At 39.4% G+C, this 20,552-nt stretch carries 22 protein-coding genes, 1 other RNA gene and 1 riboswitch; of the genes, 6 read left to right on the forward strand and 17 right to left on the reverse strand.

What is annotated here, in order from left to right:
- Window positions 1–10: 10 nt before the first annotated feature.
- A complete protein-coding gene (locus OZX68_06150) occupies window positions 11–463 on the forward strand; it encodes a DUF1694 domain-containing protein (protein WEV60499.1) in 453 nt (150 codons plus the stop codon).
- Between the two features lie 37 nt (window positions 464–500).
- Here the strand turns inward: OZX68_06150 and ffs are convergent.
- The 8 genes from ffs to OZX68_06190 form a co-directional block, all read right to left on the reverse strand.
- Window positions 501–599, reverse strand: an RNA gene (gene ffs, locus OZX68_06155) — signal recognition particle sRNA small type.
- Between the two features lie 10 nt (window positions 600–609).
- Window positions 610–1,077 (reverse strand): tRNA adenosine(34) deaminase TadA, encoded by a 468-nt coding sequence (tadA, locus tag OZX68_06160; protein WEV61390.1) that lies wholly within the window; start codon window positions 1,075–1,077, stop codon window positions 610–612.
- A gap of 10 nt (window positions 1,078–1,087) precedes the next feature.
- Window positions 1,088–1,864: an MBL fold metallo-hydrolase gene (locus OZX68_06165; GenBank protein WEV60500.1), complete on the reverse strand. Its 777-nt coding sequence runs from the start codon at window positions 1,862–1,864 to the stop codon at window positions 1,088–1,090.
- A 297-nt stretch (window positions 1,865–2,161) separates the two neighbouring features.
- Window positions 2,162–2,845, reverse strand: coding sequence for an ABC transporter permease (locus tag OZX68_06170; GenBank protein WEV60501.1), 684 nt, complete (start codon window positions 2,843–2,845; stop codon window positions 2,162–2,164).
- Window positions 2,842–3,858, reverse strand: coding sequence for an ATP-binding cassette domain-containing protein (locus OZX68_06175; GenBank protein ID WEV60502.1), 1,017 nt, complete (start codon window positions 3,856–3,858; stop codon window positions 2,842–2,844). The genes OZX68_06170 and OZX68_06175 overlap by 4 nt, the downstream gene beginning before the upstream one ends.
- 78 nt (window positions 3,859–3,936) lie before the next feature.
- Complete coding sequence (locus OZX68_06180; GenBank protein WEV60503.1) at window positions 3,937–4,770, reverse strand: MetQ/NlpA family ABC transporter substrate-binding protein; 834 nt, start codon at window positions 4,768–4,770, stop codon at window positions 3,937–3,939.
- Between the two features lie 31 nt (window positions 4,771–4,801).
- Entirely contained in the window at window positions 4,802–5,635 is an 834-nt protein-coding gene (locus OZX68_06185) for a MetQ/NlpA family ABC transporter substrate-binding protein (GenBank protein ID WEV60504.1), read from the reverse strand.
- Between the two features lie 96 nt (window positions 5,636–5,731).
- Complete coding sequence (locus tag OZX68_06190) at window positions 5,732–6,568, reverse strand: hypothetical protein (protein ID WEV60505.1); 837 nt, start codon at window positions 6,566–6,568, stop codon at window positions 5,732–5,734.
- A gap of 123 nt (window positions 6,569–6,691) precedes the next feature.
- A riboswitch (TPP riboswitch) is annotated at window positions 6,692–6,796 on the forward strand.
- 40 nt (window positions 6,797–6,836) lie between these two features.
- Between OZX68_06190 and thiT the strand changes: the two genes are divergently transcribed.
- The 5 genes from thiT to OZX68_06215 all read left to right on the forward strand — a co-directional run bounded on the left by thiT (window position 6,837) and on the right by OZX68_06215 (window position 10,312).
- Complete coding sequence (gene thiT / locus OZX68_06195; protein ID WEV60506.1) at window positions 6,837–7,376, forward strand: energy-coupled thiamine transporter ThiT; 540 nt, start codon at window positions 6,837–6,839, stop codon at window positions 7,374–7,376.
- A 59-nt stretch (window positions 7,377–7,435) separates the two neighbouring features.
- The gene (locus OZX68_06200; protein ID WEV60507.1) at window positions 7,436–8,284 is read left to right on the forward strand and encodes a DUF368 domain-containing protein; all 849 of its coding nucleotides are present in this window, start codon (window positions 7,436–7,438) and stop codon (window positions 8,282–8,284) included.
- The gene (locus OZX68_06205; GenBank protein WEV60508.1) at window positions 8,284–8,754 is read left to right on the forward strand and encodes an aminoacyl-tRNA deacylase; all 471 of its coding nucleotides are present in this window, start codon (window positions 8,284–8,286) and stop codon (window positions 8,752–8,754) included. The genes OZX68_06200 and OZX68_06205 overlap by 1 nt, the downstream gene beginning before the upstream one ends.
- A 9-nt stretch (window positions 8,755–8,763) precedes the next feature.
- On the forward strand, window positions 8,764–9,861 hold the full coding sequence (locus tag OZX68_06210) for a serine hydrolase (GenBank protein WEV60509.1): 1,098 nt from the start codon (window positions 8,764–8,766) through the stop codon (window positions 9,859–9,861).
- Window positions 9,862–9,961: 100 nt separating this feature from the next.
- Window positions 9,962–10,312 carry a DUF3397 domain-containing protein gene (locus OZX68_06215; protein ID WEV60510.1) on the forward strand — a complete coding sequence of 117 codons (351 nt, stop codon included), beginning with the start codon at window positions 9,962–9,964 and terminating at the stop codon, window positions 10,310–10,312.
- Here OZX68_06215 and OZX68_06220 read toward each other — a convergent pair whose 3' ends face one another.
- The 9 genes from OZX68_06220 to rpmB form a co-directional block, all read right to left on the reverse strand.
- Window positions 10,313–10,528 (reverse strand): YdbC family protein, encoded by a 216-nt coding sequence (locus OZX68_06220; GenBank protein WEV60511.1) that lies wholly within the window; start codon window positions 10,526–10,528, stop codon window positions 10,313–10,315.
- Window positions 10,529–10,608: 80 nt separating this feature from the next.
- Window positions 10,609–11,751 carry a nicotinamide-nucleotide adenylyltransferase gene (locus OZX68_06225; GenBank protein ID WEV60512.1) on the reverse strand — a complete coding sequence of 381 codons (1,143 nt, stop codon included), beginning with the start codon at window positions 11,749–11,751 and terminating at the stop codon, window positions 10,609–10,611.
- A 171-nt stretch (window positions 11,752–11,922) separates the two neighbouring features.
- Complete coding sequence (locus OZX68_06230) at window positions 11,923–14,391, reverse strand: ATP-dependent Clp protease ATP-binding subunit (protein WEV60513.1); 2,469 nt, start codon at window positions 14,389–14,391, stop codon at window positions 11,923–11,925.
- Entirely contained in the window at window positions 14,378–14,845 is a 468-nt protein-coding gene (locus OZX68_06235; GenBank protein ID WEV60514.1) for a CtsR family transcriptional regulator, read from the reverse strand. The genes OZX68_06230 and OZX68_06235 overlap by 14 nt, the downstream gene beginning before the upstream one ends.
- Window positions 14,846–15,155: 310 nt before the next feature.
- Complete coding sequence (recG, locus tag OZX68_06240; GenBank protein ID WEV61391.1) at window positions 15,156–17,183, reverse strand: ATP-dependent DNA helicase RecG; 2,028 nt, start codon at window positions 17,181–17,183, stop codon at window positions 15,156–15,158.
- A 139-nt stretch (window positions 17,184–17,322) separates the two neighbouring features.
- Complete coding sequence (locus tag OZX68_06245; protein ID WEV60515.1) at window positions 17,323–17,955, reverse strand: hypothetical protein; 633 nt, start codon at window positions 17,953–17,955, stop codon at window positions 17,323–17,325.
- A gap of 111 nt (window positions 17,956–18,066) precedes the next feature.
- Window positions 18,067–19,740 carry a DAK2 domain-containing protein gene (locus OZX68_06250; GenBank protein WEV60516.1) on the reverse strand — a complete coding sequence of 558 codons (1,674 nt, stop codon included), beginning with the start codon at window positions 19,738–19,740 and terminating at the stop codon, window positions 18,067–18,069.
- A 1-nt stretch (window position 19,741) separates the two neighbouring features.
- Window positions 19,742–20,104 (reverse strand): Asp23/Gls24 family envelope stress response protein, encoded by a 363-nt coding sequence (locus tag OZX68_06255; GenBank protein ID WEV60517.1) that lies wholly within the window; start codon window positions 20,102–20,104, stop codon window positions 19,742–19,744.
- 112 nt (window positions 20,105–20,216) lie between these two features.
- Complete coding sequence (gene rpmB, locus OZX68_06260; GenBank protein ID WEV60518.1) at window positions 20,217–20,405, reverse strand: 50S ribosomal protein L28; 189 nt, start codon at window positions 20,403–20,405, stop codon at window positions 20,217–20,219.
- Window positions 20,406–20,552 lie beyond the last annotated feature (147 nt).

The raw sequence follows: 20,552 nt of genomic DNA on the forward strand, positions 1-20,552 counted from the left end.
AATGCGGGACATGGACACTAATATAAATGATCGATTGGAGCGTTCTGCCTTAGGTGAGGGACGATTTAATCCAGATGAGCAAAAAAAATACCTAAATACCTTCAGGGAAAGAATTATTTTAACCATTGACTTTGAAGACGCCAAAAAGAAGGAAGTTATTGATAATTTTGACGCTGTCTTATCTGATTTGGCTGGCAAATATGAAAATATGGCTGTCAAAATCAACGGAAATCTTGATGATAATATCAGTACCAAGTATGCTAAAATAGCCAAAACACATGGTATTCCGGCTTCTATAATTTCAACCAGCCTAACGGCCTCAAGATTTGGTGTTATTATCCACTCAAACACAGCCTTAAATGCTGACCATTTTGACATCTATGAGCGTTATAACAACCTACTCAAGGCCAAAGAAGTTATTAAAAAGAAAAAGGAAGGCTTTTTGAAGAGACTTTTCAAATAAACTTCCCAGATTAAGGGCTAACTTGCAGTTAGCTTTTTTATTTTGCACAAAAAAAGGCACATACCCCACCTACTTAGTGCTGCTACCGTCAGGTCCTGACACGCTTCGTAAACAAGATATTGCCTCGAGTTCAATTATAACATACTCTATTTTTTTCGTCTAGCCTTAAAAAATTTTTTCATGATAGCACTACATTCTGCTTCAAGAAGGCCTGCTTCTACCTGGACCCTATGGTTAAGTCTTGGGTCCTCCAAAATTTGATAGAGGGAGACGGCTCCTCCGAATTTTTGATTGGCCGCCCCAAAATACACCTGGGGAATCCTCGCAAGTCCGATAGCTCCAGCACACATAACACAGGGCTCGATGGTCACAAAGAGGGCACAGTCAGTCAGCCGCCAGTTGCCGATAAAGTCATTGGCTAGATTAATGGCACATACCTCAGCATGATCAACTGCCCTTTGCTGCAACTCCCTTTGGTTAAAGGATCTGGCTATAATTTTCCCGTCCTTAACAAGGACAGCCCCAATTGGAACCTCCTCATTATCAAAGGCTTTTTGGGCCTCAAGAAGGGCTTGACTCATATAGTACTCTTTTTCTTCCTGGCTAAAAACCAGCTCCTTGTAATCAGATTTCATTAAAATCCCATTTTCTGTGAGGAGCTGAAAGCTCAACCGGAATTGATTCAGCCTCATCTTTTGCTTCCTGTAAGAGGCTTTCCAAATAATTTTCTTTCGCAATGTGCTCTGGTGCGTGTTGAGGTAGGTGGGTTAAAACCAAAAGATCAACAGAAGCTTCTTTAGCAATTTTTCCTGCCTCATAGCTTGTAAGATGAGCCGGATGATGCTCCCGTCCCTTAAAGAAATAAACGTCAGCTAAAAACATTTGAGCATCCCTTGTAAAATCAACAAGTTCATCAAACCAGCCAGTATCACCTGTAAAGACTAAACTTTGGCCTGTCTTTCGCTCAACAATTCTCATGGCATAACAAACAACTGGGTGAACAGTTTTGATGAAGGTGATATCAAAGGGACCAATTTTTTGAAGGCCTGAAACATTATAGGCATGACCCTTAGAAACATCCTTTAAGGTCAGGCGTTTAAAACTTTCAGGGTCTTCGTCATGACCATAGATATCAAGAATTTTTCCGTCCCACTCATCTTTAGGCCACAACTGGCGGTACTGCTGGAGTACGCCCAAATCTGCTATATGATCTTGATGGTAGTGACTAATAATCACTGCATCAAGCTCGAGTGGTGACAATTCATGCTCAAGCTCTGTAACAGCTCGGCTTCCTGCATCAATCAAAAGATTAAAACCAGATTCACTGGTCAAAAGATAGCTAGTTGTCCCAGCATCCTTATAGGGATATCCTCCCCAACATCCTAAGCTTGTTAATTTCATTTTCGACAATCCCTCCTTTAGAATTAATAAGTTTATTATAACAAAATAAATACCCCCGGTCGCAACCAGGGGTATTTAAGGAGTTTTATGAAAAAGAAAAGTTTACTGATAATTAATCAGTAGGATAAGTCGTTATGTACGACTATTTAAGGGCTGACGCTAGTATATAAATCAAACCTTAAAGAAAACTTAAAATAATTTTATTTTACTTAAAGTTTATTTGTTATCAAACTATAATTAAAAAAATTACAATTTTTTAGAATTTGTATGCCCAAAATAACTGACTTAGCTCTATTATCAAGATTTTTTATTTTTACTGGCTACTTTTATGGTCAAATTTCCGATTATTTGGGTAATAAAGACCAAAAGTAAAATTATCACTAAGGCAACAAGGGTCACATCATTGTGATATCTTTGGTAACCTTTAGAGATGGCAAGCTGTCCAAGGCCGCCTCCACCTACTGCACCGGCCATAGCAGTAAGTCCGATAATTGAAATCATTGTGAAATTACAAGCCCTAATAATCGGAACTAGCCCCTCCCTCAAGTAAACCCTAAAGATAATACCAAGGTCGCTAACACCCATTGACTTTGCAGCTTCAATAACCCCAGGATTAACCTCCAGGAGGGCATTCTGAATTTGGCGGGCAAAGAAGGGTACAGTCCCCACAACTAGGGGGACAATGGCAGCTGTAGTACCTACAATAGTTCCTACAATTAGGCGGGTAAAGGGAAAAATTACGGCCAGCAATATAACAAAGGGAATGCTTCGCCCGATATCAACTATCTTATCTAAGATAGTATAGATAAACTTATTTTCCTTGAGGCCCCCTTTACCGGTAACTAACAAAATAATTCCTAAAATTAAACCTAAAAATCCTGCAATCAAGGCTGACACCAAGGTCATATAGATGGTCTCAAGACTTGCTTGGATAAAATCATCTGGAATTTGACTGGCATAGGGAAAGTATTTTTCAATCATTTTTTACCTCCAATTTTTTCAATGGTAACACTCTGTGTCCTTAAGTATTCCCTAAGCTCATCCAGATTAGGTTTTTGGTCAAAACTAACTAATAAACTACCAAAGGGTGTATCCTGTAAGTATTCAATATTTCCATATAATATGGTTGCAGTCAGGTTAAATCTCTTGTAAAGCTCAATGATAACCGGGTCCCCTGTGTTATTACCAGAAAATTTAAGCTCATAAATATCTGCATCCTTATTGTGGCTGATAATTTTCTTTTCAGCCTGCTCAATATGGGTAGCTGTTCTTATAAAGTCACGGGTTAAGACCTCTTCTGGTTCATTGAAAATATCAACTACCAGACCATGCTCAAGCACACGTCCCTCCTCCATAACAGCAACCTTATTACAAATCTCTTTGACTACTTGCATTTCATGGGTGATAACAATAATTGTAATACCAAGAACTTCATTAACTTCCCTAAGTAAATCAAGAATGGCAAGGGTTGTCTTTGGATCTAGGGCACTTGTGGCTTCATCACAAAGGAGGATTTTAGGGTCATTTGCCAGAGCACGTGCAATGGCTACCCTCTGCTTTTGTCCACCTGAAAGTTGCGAAGGATAAAAGTTTTTCTTGTCCAAAATCCCAACTAAATCAAGCAGGCGTTCAACCTTTTGGGCTTCCTCATCCTTTGACAGGCCACTTCCCTTTAGGGGAAAGGCTACATTTTGATAGATGGTCCGGCTTTCCATGAGGTTAAAGTGTTGGAAAATCATCCCAATCTTTTTTCGCTCCTCCCTAAGTTCCTTACCACTTAGTTTTTCCAAATTCTTCCCATCAACAACAACCTGACCACTGGTCGGTTTTTGCAGAAGGTTGACTACCCGTACAAGGGTTGACTTACCAGCCCCTGAGTAACCAACAATCCCGTAAACATCCCCCTTATCAATCTTAAGAGAGACTCCATTAACAGCAGTTACATCCTTTGAGCCCTGCCTAAATTTGACTACTATATCTTTTAAATCAATCATTAACTACTCCATACTCTACTAAGCTAATAAAAAGAGGAAGGAAGTCCCAAAGGACCATCTTCCTTAAACTACCTTTAACTATTCCCAAGCTGGAAGGTCATTCCCACCTGTCTCATCCTTAATAAGTCCTGCTATCTTATCAGTCTGATAGGCTGCAACAATCTTCTTAAAGTCAGGATTTGATGCGTCTTTCTTCTTAACTGCTACTAAATTTTTATAAATCTCGCCAACCTTTGATAGATTATCCGTATCAAGATAGATGGCATCTTCTTTTGGTTTTAAACCACTATCAACAGCGTAGTTGGTATTGATTACAGCTGCCGCTACATCTGGGAGGGCTGCTGGTGTTTGCGAGGCATCAAGTTCCTTGATGTCCACTTGCTTTAAGTAGCTTTCAATATCATCCTTACTTGGAGATGATGGTGCATTATCCTTAAGCTTGATTACCTTGATGGCATCCAGGAGCTGAAGGGCACGCCCTCCATTTGTAACATCATTTGGAATGGCTATAGTATCCCCTGATTTAATGTCTTGATAGCTCTTTAATTTGTCAGAATATAGTCCCATGGGCGACACGTAGGTATAGCCAATGGATACTAGATCTTGATTTTTCTCCTTGTTATAGTTATTCATATAACCAATACTTTGGAAGGCATTCAAATCAAGGCTTCCATCAACTAGAGCATCATTGGGAGTATTGTAGTCACTAAACTGCTTGATTTTAAGATCAATTCCTTCATCCTTCAAATCCTTTGCGACTGTCTTCCAAATCCTATCTTCTACATCAGACACTACACCAAGAGTATAGGTTTTTTTGCTATCAGAAGAACCACTCTTTTGATTACCACAGGCAGCAAGGCCCAAAAGGGCACATCCTGCAAATAATGTTACTAGTAACTTTCCTTTTTTCATAAGGCACTCTCTCCTAAATTACCCCAAAATTTTATTTCCAAGCTGGAATATCGTTACCACCTGACTCTTTTTCAAGAAGGGCTGCTGTCTTATCTGTTTGGTAAGCTTTAACAATCTTCTTGAAGTCTTCATTTGATTCATTTTCTTTTTTAACAGCGATGACGTTCTTGTAGATATCGCCAACCTTAGACAGGTTATCTGTATCAAGGTAAAGAGCATCCTTCTTAGGTTTCAATCCACTGTCAACAGCGTAGTTGGTGTTAATTACAGCTGCTGCTACGTCTGGAAGGGCTGCTGGAATTTGTGAAGCATCAAGTTCTTTGATGGTAACATCTTTTGTATTTGTTTCAATGTCATTTACTGACGGTGAAGCTGGAGCATTTGATTTAAGCTTGATGACACCAATGGCATCAAGTAGTTGAAGGGCACGTCCACCATTTGTAACATCGTTTGGAATGGCGATAGTATCTCCTGCTTTGATATCCTTATAATCTTTTAATTTACTTGAATAAAGGCCAAGAGGTGAAATAAGGGTATAACCAATAGAGACAAGGTCACCATTTTTTTCCTTGTTATAGTTTTGAAGGAAGGCTACGTGCTGGAAGGCATTTAGGTCAATACTTCCATCTTCCAAGGCATCATTTGGAGTATTGTAGTCGCTAAACTGCTTGATTTTAAGATCAATTCCTTCATCTTTTAAGGTTTCAGCAACTGACTTCCAAACATTATGGGCTGAATCTGAAACAACTCCCACTGTATAGGTTTTTTTCTCTTCCGATGCTGAATCTTTTTTACCACCGCAGGCTGTAAGGGTTAAAAGGGCAGCTCCTGCAAGTAGGGCTGTAAATAACTTAAACTTTTTCATATTTATCTCCTTGATATGTTTTTTACTGTAAAACTATAATAACACAAGGAATAAAAAATTCGGCTTATCATTTATTTATAAGGCCATTAAGTTTTTTTATTGCCTAAGCTTTAGGTAGCCTGACTGGATTTTTTCAAGGCTTGCCGCAAATTTTTCGGCTTCTTGAATGGATAAATCAGGATTAGTCTTCCTAAGCACTCCCCTTTCAAGCGAAATGTTACTTGGTGAGCCGTAAAAGCAATCCCTTTTAGCATCATAGGATGAAACTAAAAGGGATTCTTCAGATTCTTCTACAAGGGCTGTAATGATTCTTGCGACACTTGAGGCTATACCAAAGGCTGTGTGTCTTTTAGCCGAATAAATCTCCCAGCCAGTTTGGGCAGCAAGCCTTGCCTCAGCCTTTGAAGCATTCAAGGCCACCTGACTTTCCCCGTGCTCGCCAATGACCATGGAGTCAGCTCTTAAGCTTCTGTTAATTAGACGGTTGCTATCAATCAAGGTTCCACTTCCGACAATCTTTTGCTTATCAAAAGAAAGTGAATCTGCTAGATAGTGGACAATAAGGTCACAGGGATTAGTGATGGAGATGATAAAGCCATTAAAGCCCGATTCTTTAATTTTTGGTGCCACATCATCAACAACCTCCTTACTGACCTTCATTTCTGCAAAGCGATCAGTGGCGTTCTCTAAAATACTGATATCCCCCGCACAAAAAATCAAAATTTGAGCATTACTTAGTTCTCCGTAATCATTTTTTACAAGCCTTACATCCTTTGAGATATTTAAGAGAACATCCTTAAGTTCCAGGTACTCGGCCTGGACTTTTGCTTCATTCTTATCAATTAAAATAAGTTCATCAGCAAGTCCTTGAAGGCATAAGGTATAAGCCAAAGTTGAACCCACATGCCCCATTCCTATAATTCCAATTTTCATCTTCAAAGCTCCTTTTGCAATATTATGTTAAATAAATAATACCATAATATTTTTTAATCATCGATGAATCCTAGCTTTACTTAAAATTTAGTGTTTTAAATAAGGAATATTTCTGTTAGTATTAAGGTACACAAGGGGTACTGAAATTATTTACTTAATTTTAGTTGAGATTCACCCTCAGAACCTGATACGGTTAATACCGTCGTAGGGATGTGTCGCTATTATTATAGCCATACTCCCTCCTTGTGAATTTTAGGAGGTTTTTTTAATGTCTACTAGTACAAAACTTGATTTACGGATTGCCCTTGAGGCTACCATTTGTGCCTCTTTGGCCATGGTTCTTTCCTTCTTAAAGGTTCGCTTTGGTTGGATCGATATAAGTCTTGGTCAGACCATCATCATCTTATTTGGTCTAAGAAGGGGACTTAAGGCAGGACTTTTTGCAGGACTTATTTGGGGAATCCTACACTTTTTAACAGGGCAAGTTTACTATCTGTCTCTAGCTCAGGTTGTGGTTGAGTACATTCTTGCCTTTGTTTTTGCAGGAAGTTCAGGACTTTTTAGGGGGCAACTTAAAAAGAATCCCGAATCAACTGTCATTTTAGCTTCAATCTTTGCAACCTTTGCTCGCTTCTTTTGGCACTTTATTGCAGGACTTATTTTCTGGGGCCAATATGCTTGGAGTGGCTGGAACCCGTTTTGGTACTCACTTGTCGTCAATGGGTCAAGTGCCATTCTGACAAGTCTTGTTGCCATCCTTGTTCTTTTATTTACCGTGCGGAAATTTCCAAAAATTTTTCAGCCATGATATAATTAACCCTAATTAACTGATTAGGGTTAATTTTATTTATAGAAGGAGAACAGTCAATGAAAGATTGGTTTATTAGGATTATCAAGGGGATGATTATCGCTCTTGGCTTTATTTTACCCGGAGTGTCCGGTGGGGTTCTTGCGGCCCTTTTAGGACTTTATCACCGAATATTATCTTTTTTAGCTAATATTAGAAAGGATTTCACAGCAAATATCCTTTATTTTTTACCCGTTGGAATCGGTGGAATTTTAGGAATTGGGCTCTTTAGCCGCCCCCTAGAATATCTACTTGCAAACTATCAGGTGCCAGTCTTGTGGGGGTTTGCAGGAGCTATTATTGGAAGCATTCCAGCCCTTTGGAAGGAAGCAGCCAGCCAAAATAAGGGGATTCATTCAAAAAGTGACTGGGGCTATTTACTAGGGACTTTTGTTGTCTCAAGTATCTTCCTCTATTCTATGCCCTATATCTTTGGTACCCTACCAGCTAACTTTCTAAGCTTTGTCCTAGCGGGAGCCTTAATTGCCCTTGGTGTTCTGGTACCAGGTCTGAGTCCTTCAAACTTCCTTTTGATTTTAGGGCTATATAATCCCATGCTGACAGGTTTTAAAAACTTTGACCTCTTGGGCGTCTTCTTACCCATTGCAATCGGTGGCGTAATCACCATTCTTTTATTCTCTAAATTTATGGAGCATTTACTTGATAGGCATTTTTCTTATGTTTACCATTTTATAATTGGAATCGTTCTTTCAAGTACTCTTTTAATCCTGCTGCCAAATCCTAAATCAGCTGACACCATAAACTATGCTGGAACGAGCTTTCCAACAATCATTACATCCTTAGTTCTTTTAATCCTTGGGATAATTCTTGGCTACTGGATGAGTAAGCTTGAGGAGAAATATGAATAATGGCAAAGAAAAAAAATAAAAAAACGCTGGTCGAACAGATTCTTGACCAAAAGAAAATTCCCCATGAGGGAATCGAGATGAATATCTCAGAAGGGATTAATCCCCTCAATATTGAAGAAAAAGATGTCTACAAAACCCTAGCCCTAAAAAACAATCTGGGCCAGGCCTTGATTGGAATTGTCCCTATCAACCAGCACCTGTCGATTAAAAAACTAGCTCAGGCAAGCTCCAGTAAAAAGGTTGCCATGATTCCCTTGAAGGACTTACAAAAGACAACAGGCTATGTTCACGGGGCCAATAATCCTGTTGGAATCTGGCAAACCAAGAAATTTCCCATTTTTATCGATCAGCTGGCTAAAGAAGAAGACTTCATTATCGTATCAGCAGGGGAGATCGGCAAAAGCATTAAGATTAATCCAAGGGATTTGGCAGGTCTTGTTCACGCCCACTTCCATGATTTGATTGACTAGGGCACAAGCATGCTAAAAGGAAAGCAAAAAAACTTTAAAGTTTTAAAAAAATCCCTCTTAATTGTCCCCTTTCTTGGCCTCCTCCTTTTACTGGCCTTTACCCACGATAAGGAAAGAAAGAGCAACCTGGCAGAACTTACACCAGCAGATAGCTATCACTTGATCAACCAGCTTGTAGAAGACTCAAAGATTGATGGAAATCTTCTGGTCACTAAAAAAGACCAGAAAATTATCGGCCAGGCTTATGGTTATTCGGATAAGGATAAGACCCGTCCTAGTGATAGTGATATCATTTATCCGGTAGCTTCCATTCAAAAAACCTTCACAGCCCTTTTAATCGCACAACTTATTGAAGAGGGAAAACTTAGCTATAACTCAAAGTTAGAAGACTTTAGACCTGATATTGCCAGGTCAAATAATGTCACCATCAGAGAACTTCTTGAACATACTTCTTCTTATGTCATGCCTGAAACTGCCAGCCAGGATATTTTAAAGACTGAGGAAGAGCAGATTGAATATGCCAAGGAAACTACCAGCTACACAGGCTACCATAGTTTTTTCTATACAAATGTAAACTATACCTATCTGGCTGCTGTCATCAAACAAATTGACGGTGGCTCCTATGAGGAAAGCATAAAAAGAAGGATTATAAGTCCCCTGGGTCTTAAAAACACCTACTTTTGGGATGACTTACCTCCTACTGCAAGTCTTGCTGAGGAGATTCAATCAGATAATTCCAAGGCAGAGATTTACTCCGAGGAGCTGATGAGTACCCTTTTAGGGGCAGGAAATCTTTACATGTCTGTTGCAGATTTGGCTACCTATCAAGAAGCCATCAATCACAATCTGCTAGTCAGTCAAGCTTCTTTTGATGATTTAACTACGCCCCAAACCAATCCAAACTATGCTGGCGGATATTTTTTGGCAGGAGACGGTAGTCTTGTAGTCAGCGGAAATATATCAACCAGCCAATTGGGAAGTAGTGGTTATGTCAGTATGCTTTATGGTAATCAGGAAAAGGACATTGTCATTGCCTGGTTGGGTAATAGCCTCCCTACAAACTCCCTTGTGAATCTTGGCAAATCAATCTATCAAGATATTCCTTGAAGCAAATTAAAAGAGAAAGCCTGGGCTTTCTCTTTTAATTTAAAGCTTATTTAGCAAGTTTTTTTCATCCTTCAATTGTGATTTGTGCTATAATGGGGGCATGATTTTAAGAATATTTACCTTACTGTATCCCCTTTTGATAATTTTTATCCTAAACTACCTGTTTAAGTTTTTTAAGATTAGGAAATACATTGGGATTAGGGTTCCTGATATAGCCACCCTCTTTTTAATCCTTGGGATTTACCTTTTTTCCTTAAAACTTACAACAACAAGTATGCTTCCCTACTTTATCATTATGATGAGTGGTCTTGGAATAGTTATCCTTTTAGTTGATCTTTTTTATGTTAGAAAATTCGACCGAAGTAACTTCTTTAAATTATTTTGGCGGCTCGCCTTCCTTGCATCCTTCATCATGTATTATATGATGGCTATCTTGTCACTTCTCAAGTAATTACTTGCTTGAAAGGGCCTCAAGAAGAACTTGAAATTCTTCATTGGTAAGGGTTACTCCCTTACTCATTTTTGTGTGGTCAGGACTCCAAGTACGAATGTCATACTTGGCCTGTCCCCCATTCCAACTCACTCGGTTGAGCTCCTTGGTCCAGCCCTTGTCATTTTCTGATAAAACAATCAGTGATTCTTCTATTTCAAATTTTAATTCTGCCATTACAACTTCCTCCCTATAAATAATACGATTTTTAAATCATCTTTTATCCTAAAAAATTCAAAAACGCCAAGGGGCGTTTTTTAATACTCTAAACGTTTAATCACAACACCTGTATGCTCCTTAACGGCATCAATGGCGTGATGGTAGCGAGCTAGATAACCATACTCATCTCGAAGTCCGTCCCCTCGGTCATCCAAGATTACAACCTTATCCATCAAGTCAAATTCCTCAAGTTGACGCATAAGCTCCTCATGAAACTCAAGGCGTGAATCCTCCCACTCCATATTCCTAAAGCCATCATCTACATAGCGGGTAATGGGTGGAATAACCAGGATTAAATCCATTTTTTCCTGCTCGATGGTTCTTAAAAATAGGGGTTCAAGAGCTTCTTGGTCTTCAAGGGGAAGATAAAGCTTGGCATAAACACGCGTTACAATGGCGTCTGTATCCAAAAAGACAATTCCATTATTTGACGGAGAGCAAATTTCATGCGAGTTGGCATCATACTGGCCTGTAATTAACCTAGCATAATCATCCACACGAAGCTCATCATCATCAATATTTGACTCTTCCTCATAGATCCGAGCGTATTCTTCTGAGAAGGGAGCATTGATGGATCTAGCAAGTCTCCTTACCAAGGTTGTTTTACCAGTTGAAGCACCTCCCATAAAGGTTACAATCTTACTAAAATGACGCCTGAAAACCCTATTGATATCATTCCAGTATTTTTGCGGATTCTCCCTAATCATGGTCGAAGAAATGGCTATATCATGACGGTCAGCCCGCTCAACTGAATAGGTATTCCCGTCATCAGGGAAGCGTTTTGAAAGCTCCTCAACATACTCCTCTTCCCCCACATAAAAGGTTACTTGGAGGTTTTCTTGAATAGTATTTTCATGAAGAATCTCAATGACCCGGTCAGTCCAAACATCCCAACCAAGGGGCATAGGAGGCATGCCATTTTCATCAAGTTTTGCGACCTTAATATCAGGCTCATCATTGAAGGCCTGACGCAGGTAGCGAAATCTCTTTTCAAGATTTAAGCCAATCTGGTCACCTCGGTCATTATCATAGCCTGATGCAATCAGTAAAACCCCATCATTCAAGGCTGCTGTCTTATAAATCTGCTGCTGGTGTCCTGTATGAAGGGGGGCAAATGTTCCAAAGTAGATACCAATTTTTTGGCCCTTTAATTTTCCCTTGGAAATATTATTTGTAATCATGTCTATAACCTTTTCTTAAATATTTGCTTCTTTGCTTCTTTTATCGAAATTTCCAGCTAAAAATTAGCCAGGCATTTCCTAATAATATTTTAATTATAGCAAAAAAATGTGTGAAATTCACACATCTCCTTGGCTGGGACCATATGGATATAAGTTTTTGGCCCGTAATTATTATTTAACCTTAAAGTTAATCTTGTCAGCAGAGCTTCCAACAGTGACTGTTTGTCCGGCTGAAATTTCACCACTTAAAAGCTTCTCACTTAGCTTGTCTTCAACCTCCCTTTGGATGGCACGTCTTAAAGGTCTTGCCCCGTATTCTGGATCAAAACCAACCTTGGCAATATGTTTACTTGCCGCTGGTGTAATCTTAAGTTCTATATCCTGCTCCTTGAGACGATTTACGACGCCATTAAACATTAGTTTTACGATTTCTTGAATCTCTTTTTCTGATAGGTTGTGGAAGACCAAAATCTCATCAACCCGGTTTAAAAATTCAGGTCTATAAGCCTTCTTAAGCTCCTCTAAAATCTTAGCCTTCATGGCCTTGTAGTCGCGAGCTTCATCCTTGCTTGAAAAACCAACTGTTTTTTCATCCCTAAGGGCAGTCGCTCCAATATTACTTGTCATGATAATAATGGTATTTCTAAAGTCAACCTTACGGCCCTTACTATCAGTTACAAAGCCATCATCAAGAATCTGTAAGAGAACATTAAAGACATCCGGATGAGCCTTTTCAATTTCATCAAGTAGGACTACTGAATAAGGTTTTTGGCGGACTTTTTCAGTCAATTGTCCGCCCTCATCAAAGCCAACATAACCCGGAGGAGCTCCAATCAAGCGACTGGTTGAAAATTTTTCCATGTACTCACTCATGTCGATACGGATTAGATTGTCCTCGCTACCAAAGATAGTAGCTGAGAGGGCTTTAGCAAGCTCCGTTTTACCCACCCCTGTCGGTCCAAGGAACATAAATGAACCAATTGGCCTACTTGGATCAGAAATCCCACTGCGTGACCTTCTAATTGCCCGGCTGACAGCTTCAATGGCCTCATCTTGGCCAACCACTCGTTCATGAAGCTCCTTTTCAAGATGAATCAGACGACTGGCTTCTGACTGGGTCATTTGACTTACAGGAACCCCTGACAAATCACTTACAACTTCAATAATATCAAGCTCTGACACCTTTAAATTACCAAGGGATTTTGGCTCATTTTTAATGTCTACAAGCTCCTTAAGGACAGCTTCTCTCTCCCTACGTAAATCCCTAATTTCACTTATCTTATGCTCTAAAAGGGCTGATTCGATTTCAAGATTTAAGAATTTTAACCTATCCTGTAAGTTTTGATAACCTTCCTTAGATTCCAGGCTATTAATTTTTACCCGAGCTGAAGCCTCATCAAGTAGGTCAATTGCCTTATCAGGTAGTTTACGACTTGGCATGTAGCGGACGCTATTTTTAACGGCAGCTTCAAGGGCACTATCTTCAATGGTCAAACCATGATAGTCTTCGTATCTGGCCTTTAGACCCCTTAAAATTTGAAGGGCTTCTTCTTCACTAGGCTCATTAATTACTACCCGAGCCAGGCGTCTTTCAAGGGCTGAGTCCTTCTCAATCTTCTTTTGATATTCATCAAAAGTTGTTGAACCCATAAGCTGTAAGTCACCGCGAGCAAGGGCTGGTTTTAAAATATTTGAAGCATCAAGGGTTCCATCCATTCCACCACCTGAACTCATGATTGTATGGATTTCATCGATGAAAAGAATGGCATCTTGAGCCTTACTTACCTCATCAATAATGGCTGTCATCCTATCTTCAAATTCCCCCCGGAATTTAGTTCCCGCAAGGATTGATGAGATTTCAACTGACATTAGTCGTTTGCCCTTTAAGTCCTCAGGGACCTCATCACGGGCAAGTTTAATGGCTAAACCTTCAGCAATAGCAGTCTTTCCGACCCCAGGCTCACCCACAAGGACAGGATTATTTTTACTTCTACGGCTTAAAATTTGAAGCACCCGTTCAACTTCCTTATCCCGACCAATCATAGGATCTAGCTTGTCCTCACGAGCCAGGCGGGTCATATCCCGAGCCACACTATCTAAGGTAGGCGTCTTGCTGTTGGGTGAAACATCAGCTGCTGTTCCCCTCTTTGAAGCTGGTAAAACAGGCTTGCGGCTAAGAAGAGCCTTGACGTCAAGGTGGGATTTATCAAGAAAACTCTTGAGTAATTTGCCTATATCAATGCCTAGGCTGACCAAGATTCTTCTGGCAAAAGAGTCATTATCAGAAACAAGAATATAAAAGAGATGCTCTGACCCAATCTCTTCTTGACCATTTTCTTGGGCCAAATATTGTGCTACTTCCAGAAGGCCTTCAAGCCTTGGCGATACCTGTAAAAGATCATCAAGGGTAAGGTCTAGCTGATTTGAAGAAAGAGCAGCTAGCTCAATATCAAAATCATCCCTACCAAGGTTTAAATCCTTAAGTGCTGTTGATCCATAATTATCATAAAATTCCGCATAGGCTGCTAAAACATGACCAGTCCCAACCACCCTTGAATTGTAAGAAAAGGCAATCTTTTCTGCCTCCTCAAGTATTGACCTTACGGTCGGAGTAAACTTTAAGTTACTATTTAATTTCATCTTCTCTATCCAATCTTTGTAAAAATGATTTCATCATTAGTGATCTTATGGCATCCTTATCCTTTGAATTAAAATTTGAATCATTCAAAACCGAAATCATAAGATTACCCTCCCGGTAGCTAATTATCTCCTCTTCAAAGAGAAATTGAATTATATCCTTACTTGCTTTTTCATCAAGGAGTTTTGGCAGTTTGTCTTGCATATCTTGCAAAAATAGGTGCCTATTTGAACACCTAACCCTTACAATTCTGATATAGCCACCACCTCCTCGCTTACTTAAAACTTCATAACCTCGAAGTAGGGTAAAGCGAGTTTTTATAACATAATTTATCTGACTGGGAACTACATCAAAGGTCTCTGCAAGTTCAGAGCGTTTGATTTCAATTTCTGAAGCTTGCTCAAGAAGTCGCTTCAGATACTCTTCAATCAAATCAGATGTATTCTTCCTACTCACCTTCATTCTCCCTTCCCATAAATTTATTGACCTATACTGACCTTAGCTTAATTATAAACAAATTTTATAAAATATTCCATGCTTATACCTTATAAAACTAACTTTAAGGCCCTCATGACTAATTTTAATGAAATAAAAGACCAGAAATTAATCTGGTCTTTCATGTAGGAGTTTTTAGGAGTTTTGTTTACTTAGGATTTAGAATCCCTTAGGAGTTTTGTTATTTATGAAAAAGTTTTACGACCTTGGTCGATAGATATATAATAAAACTTTTTGCCTGATGGTACATCAGTCTAAAGTACCATTTATTTTAATCAAAGATATCAAGATCAGATAAGTTTTCAAAGAGCAGCCTATACTGGGGATTGGACCTTAAGTTATCATCCTCAAATATCGCTTCTGCCTCAAGTCTTGCTGCTTCTAAGATATTATAGTCAACAACAATATCAGACACCGTAAACTCTGGTAGACCTGATTGACGAAGGCCAAATATCTCACCAGATCCCCGCATCCTAAGATCTGCTTCTGCTAAAACAAAGCCATTATTCGTCTCAGTCATAATTTTCATCCGCTCCTTTCCTTGATCACTTTTAGGATTGGCGACAAGGATGGCGTAGGACTTTTTGCTTCCCCGACCAACCCGACCCCTAAGCTGATGGAGCTGGCTGAGTCCAAAGCGGTCAGCATTCATAATCACCATAATTGTTGCATCAGGCACATTAACCCCAACCTCAATTACAGTCGTTGACACTAGAATATCATATTCCTTGGCCTTAAAAGAGGTCATGATTTCATCCTTTTCCTGGGCCTTCATCCGACCATGCAAAAGGGCAATCTTAGCCTGATCTCCAAAGTAATCTTTTAAATCCTGGTAAAGATCTTGGGCATTTTTAAGGTCCAAGGTCTCACTTTCTTCAATTAAGGGAGAAATAAAATAAACCTGGGCCCCTTTCTTAAGTTCATCCTTAATCCATGCCAAGACTTGAGAAAATTGCTCCTGCCTGGTCCACCTGGTTGTGATAGGAACACGCCCCTTAGGTAATTCATCAATGATTGAAACATCCATATCCCCGTAGGAGGTAATAGCAAGTGTCCTTGGAATAGGAGTTGCCGTCATCATGAGAACATCAGAATTTTCACCCTTTTCCCTAAGGAATTTTCTTTGTTTGACCCCAAAACGGTGCTGCTCGTCTGTAATAACTAAGCCCAAATTTTTAAACTCAACCCCATCCTGAATCAGAGCATGGGTTCCGACAACCATATCAACTGAACCTGCTACAAGCCCAGCCAAAACCTCCCTTTTATCAGCAGGCTTCATCCCACTAGTTAGAAGACCAACCCTAAGTTCTGGAAAGAGTTCCTTTAGACTTAAAAGATGCTGGTTGGCCAAAATTTCTGTCGGTACCATCATGGCTGATTGAAAACCCGCCGTATGGGCTGCGTACATGGCTAAAGAAGCTACAGCCGTCTTACCTGAGCCAACATCTCCTTGCAGGAGACGATTCATGTGGTTATTAGATCTTAAATCCCTACATATTTCATCAAGAGCCCTCTCTTGAGCCTGGGTCAGGTCAAAGGGTAGTTGATTTATTTTTTCTAATAAAAGCTTATCATCATAGGGCAGACTTAGGCCCTTAGTCAATTTTTTATCCCTATATTTCAAGGCCTGCATCTTAAGTTGAAAGTAAAATAATTCCTCAAATTTTACCCTCCTTAGGGCTTGCCTGTGGGCCTCATCATCTTCTGGAAAGTGCATATTAAAAACAGCAAGACTTCTTGGGAGCAGGCGATACTTTTCAAGAAGATAGGCCGGTAGGGTTTCCTCTATAAGATTAAGGGCTCCAAGGTCCATAACCTGCTTGATTAAAGATACAAGCTTTCCCTGTTTAACCCCCTCCTTGAGCCGGTAAACAGGCTCACGCCCATTGTCAATCTGAGCCAAAAGCTTGATTCCAGACAGGGCTGCCCTTCTAGCATCCCACTTTCCGTAAATAGCAAGGTTTGCCCCGACTTCGATTTTTTGAGCCAGGTAGGCCTGGTTAAAAAAGCTGACTGAAATTACCAGCTCATCTTGCTTAATTTTAAAATTTAGACGATTTTTCTTAAATCCATAGTACCGACTAGAGACTGGTGTTACAACTACTCCAACTACTGTCGCCTTCTCTCCGTCCATTAGTTCAAGGGCTGACTTACCTGAAAAGTCCTCGTACCTAAAGGGAAAGTAAAAAAGTAGGTCTTCAAGGGTTGAAATACCAAGTTTCTGATAATTTTCAAGGGCCTTGGGACCTACACCCTTAAGATACTGAATTGAATCACTTAATTTCATACACTCTACCAGATTACCTGGCGTCCTTTCTGTAACTTTTCTTGCCTTCAGTATAGCATAAATAGTTACACTTTCAGATGATGGCTAATCAGCAAGACTGCTAAGAAAAATAAGTAAAATAAGTAAAAAAGACAAACTAAGTTGTCTTTTGTCAAAAAATAAATTTGTCTTCCAAATACTTATAAGCAAAAGCCTTATCATAATCCTGAACAGTAAAAGTTAAATCATCACCATGACCTAAGACCACATTACAAGCAGTTGACCCATAAGTAGTTCCCCCATCATAAAAATCACCATTTAAGGTATAAAAAATAGTAGTAGCGTCTTCAAGATTAGCATAAATATGACCATTGAATTCCTTGGTCAGGCCTCTGTAATTTCGATCAAAATATATTCGAAAAACTTTATCAATTGCCCTAGATTCTCCTTCTTCACTTGTTTGACAGTAAAATTTAATCCTTGGACGGTAGTCATCAGTGACTAAAATTTCCCTCGAAAAAATTCGGAAGGTCTCTCCTACTTGATTCTCTCCTTCAATTATATTTTGATTGATTTCCTCTGTTGCAAGATTCCTAGTAATCCCTTCAGTCTTAGCAATTTCTGCCGCAAGCTGATCCTTGGTTAAAGGCGGTGTAATATTAGTCTGCTTGTCTACATCCCCAATTTTAGAACTACTGGATGTGGAATCAGTAGTAGAAGGTTTAGAGACAGCTCTCCCCTGTTTACAGCCAGTTAAAGAGGTAAAGGTAAAAGTTAAAATTATTACTGCTAGTATTTTTTTCATTCTAAACTCCCATCTACCTCTGACTCTACCACAAAATTAGATTTTTGTGAAATAAATATCTATTTTTATAAGCAAATCATAAAAAAAGACCCCATAAGGGTCTTATATTTATTATTCAACACTAAATAGGTAAGGATAAACTGGTTGATCTCCTTGATGAATTTCAACTTCAACTTCTGGATAGTCTTCTTCGATATCCTCAGCAAGACTTTCAGCAAGTTCGCGGCTTCCATCTTCACCGACATAGATGGCTACAATTTCACTTTCATCAGTAAGCATCTTGTCAAGAGTTGCACTCAGTGCATCCCCCATGTCAGGGGTTGACACAACGATTTTGTTATCAATCATTCCTAGTATGTCATTTTCATGGATTTCAAGGCCATCAATCGTAGTATCACGAACAGCATTGGTTACTGATCCGCTAACAACATCAGAAAGGGCTTGAGTCATACGTTCCTTGTTCTCTTCCAGGCTACGGCTTGGATCAAAGCTTAAGAGGGCCGTAAATCCTTGAGGAACGGTTCTTGATTCAACAACAAGGGCTGGCTTTTCAACAACATCTGCCGCTGTTTGAGCAGCCATAAAGATATTCTTGTTATTTGGTAGGATAATAATATTTTTAGCATTAACACTTTCGATGGCTACAACAATATCCTCAGTTGATGGATTCATTGTTTGACCACCACTTATAACATAGTCAACACCTAGGCCCTTAAAGACCTTAGCTAGTCCATCACCGGCAGCAATTGCAATTATCCCAAATTCCTTAGCTTCTTCTAAAGGAGCTGTTGGAGCTTGTTGGGCTTCTTTTTCAAGGACATCGTCATGCTGGTTACGCATGTTGTCAACTTTTACCTTAACCAGGCTTCCGTATTTAAGACCTTCTTGCATGACAAGACCTGGATCTTCTGTATGAACATGGACTTTTACAATCTCATCATCATTTACAACTAAAAGAGAGTCACCTAGATCATTAAGGTAGGTACGAAATTCATCATAGTCAAATTCTTTTCTAGCAGTAGGACCCTTACCTAGGGCAACCATAATCTCGGTACAATAACCAAACTTAATATCTTCCGTTGCCACATGTCCTGCGACTGACTTATGGTGTTCTGCATTTACCATCTCATCCATGACAGCTGGTGTCGCAACAAAGTCAACACTTTCTAGGTACTCACCAGTCGCTGCTGCAAGGAAGCCTTCATAAATGTAAACTAGACCTTGTCCGCCTGAATCAACTACACCAACCTCCTTAAGAACTGGAAGCATGTCAGGTGTTTTGGCAAGGGCAACATTTGCTCCCTCAAGGGTAGCACGCATGACCTCAATTGCATCATCAGTTTCTTCAGCCTTTTTTAGGGCGTAAGTGGCTGCCCCGCGGGCAACTGTAAGGATGGTCCCCTCAACTGGTTTCATAACAGCCTTATAGGCAACCTCAACTCCTCCTTGAAGGGCAGAAGCTAGTGCCTTACCATCAAGGACATCAAGGTCTACGATTTTCTGACCAAAACCACGGAAAAGCTGGCTTAGGATAACTCCACTATTACCACGTGCTCCCATTAGAAGCCCTTTTGATAAAATCTGTGCTACCTGCCCAACTGTCGCTGCTGGCTTATCTGCTACTTCCTTGGCACCATTTGTGATTGTCATACCCATGTTTGTCCCAGTGTCACCATCTGGAACAGGGAATACATTAAGGGAATTCACATATTCTGCTTGGTTATTCAGACGAGAACTTCCTGCTTGAACCATTTCTTGAAATAGACTTGCATTAATTTTTGACATTTTACTTTGCTACCACCTTCACATCTTGCACAAAAATATTTACTGAGTCAGCAACAACACCAAGTTGATTTTCTAGGTTAAACTTGACCCGCTCCTGAATATTTTTAGCAACCTCATTTATTTTTACACCATAACTAACAACGACATAAACATCGACAGTTATGCCTTCTTCTTTATTGGAGATGACTACACCTTTTGAATAATTTTCCTGACCTAAAATAACCTTAAAGCTATCTTTGACTGCACTCTTGCTCGTCATACCAACAACTCCGAAAATTTCAGTCGTGCTCGCACCAACAACTGTCGAAAGAACATCATTTTCAATTTCGACAGCACCGTTCTTTGTATTAATAGTAACAGTCATTTTTTCTGCTCCTTAGAATTTAATTACTGTAATTCTATCATAATTCTTGAAAATAAAAAAGTCGCGACTCAGCACGACGGTCTTTTATTCTATTGATTAATCAATAATAAAATTAGATACGTTCAACTTTACCTGATTTAAGAGCACGAGCTGAAGCCCAAACTTTTTTAGGTTTACCATCGATAAGAACAGTTACTTTTTGAAGGTTTGGTTTGAAAGTACGCTTAGTTTTGTTCATAGCATGTGAACGGTTGTTTCCTGATACAGTCTTACGACCAGTAAAATAACAAACTTTAGCCATTTTTATATCTCCTGTTAAATTTTTTTGTTAATCATAGATAACATACTAATCTATTTTATCATAATTATAACTTATTGCAAGAGGTTTATTAGCTTTTTTATCTTTCAAAAATACCAAGTCAACACCTTAATGAAGATTATAACAGCC

The organism is Streptococcaceae bacterium ESL0729, from assembly GCA_029391995.1.
GTDB lineage: Bacteria > Bacillota > Bacilli > Lactobacillales > Streptococcaceae > Floricoccus.

Coding starts and splice junctions, on each gene's coding strand:
- OZX68_06150 (WEV60499.1), top strand. CDS start 11: ATGGACACTAATATAAATGATCGATTGGAGCGTTCTGCCTTAGGTGAG.
- OZX68_06175 (WEV60502.1), bottom strand. CDS start 3,858: ATGATTGATTTAAAAGATATAGTAGTCAAATTTAGGCAGGGCTCAAAG.
- OZX68_06200 (WEV60507.1), top strand. CDS start 7,436: ATGAAAGATTGGTTTATTAGGATTATCAAGGGGATGATTATCGCTCTT.
- thiT (WEV60506.1), top strand. CDS start 6,837: ATGTCTACTAGTACAAAACTTGATTTACGGATTGCCCTTGAGGCTACC.
- rpmB (WEV60518.1), bottom strand. CDS start 20,405: ATGGCTAAAGTTTGTTATTTTACTGGTCGTAAGACTGTATCAGGAAAC.
- OZX68_06225 (WEV60512.1), bottom strand. CDS start 11,751: ATGATTACAAATAATATTTCCAAGGGAAAATTAAAGGGCCAAAAAATT.
- OZX68_06245 (WEV60515.1), bottom strand. CDS start 17,955: ATGAAAAAAATACTAGCAGTAATAATTTTAACTTTTACCTTTACCTCT.
- OZX68_06180 (WEV60503.1), bottom strand. CDS start 4,770: ATGAAAAAAGGAAAGTTACTAGTAACATTATTTGCAGGATGTGCCCTT.
- OZX68_06220 (WEV60511.1), bottom strand. CDS start 10,528: ATGGCAGAATTAAAATTTGAAATAGAAGAATCACTGATTGTTTTATCA.
- OZX68_06185 (WEV60504.1), bottom strand. CDS start 5,635: ATGAAAAAGTTTAAGTTATTTACAGCCCTACTTGCAGGAGCTGCCCTT.
- OZX68_06230 (WEV60513.1), bottom strand. CDS start 14,391: ATGAAATTAAATAGTAACTTAAAGTTTACTCCGACCGTAAGGTCAATA.
- OZX68_06215 (WEV60510.1), top strand. CDS start 9,962: ATGATTTTAAGAATATTTACCTTACTGTATCCCCTTTTGATAATTTTT.
- OZX68_06210 (WEV60509.1), top strand. CDS start 8,764: ATGCTAAAAGGAAAGCAAAAAAACTTTAAAGTTTTAAAAAAATCCCTC.
- OZX68_06170 (WEV60501.1), bottom strand. CDS start 2,845: ATGATTGAAAAATACTTTCCCTATGCCAGTCAAATTCCAGATGATTTT.
- OZX68_06165 (WEV60500.1), bottom strand. CDS start 1,864: ATGAAATTAACAAGCTTAGGATGTTGGGGAGGATATCCCTATAAGGAT.
- OZX68_06255 (WEV60517.1), bottom strand. CDS start 20,104: ATGACTGTTACTATTAATACAAAGAACGGTGCTGTCGAAATTGAAAAT.
- OZX68_06250 (WEV60516.1), bottom strand. CDS start 19,740: ATGTCAAAAATTAATGCAAGTCTATTTCAAGAAATGGTTCAAGCAGGA.
- OZX68_06190 (WEV60505.1), bottom strand. CDS start 6,568: ATGAAAATTGGAATTATAGGAATGGGGCATGTGGGTTCAACTTTGGCT.
- OZX68_06205 (WEV60508.1), top strand. CDS start 8,284: ATGGCAAAGAAAAAAAATAAAAAAACGCTGGTCGAACAGATTCTTGAC.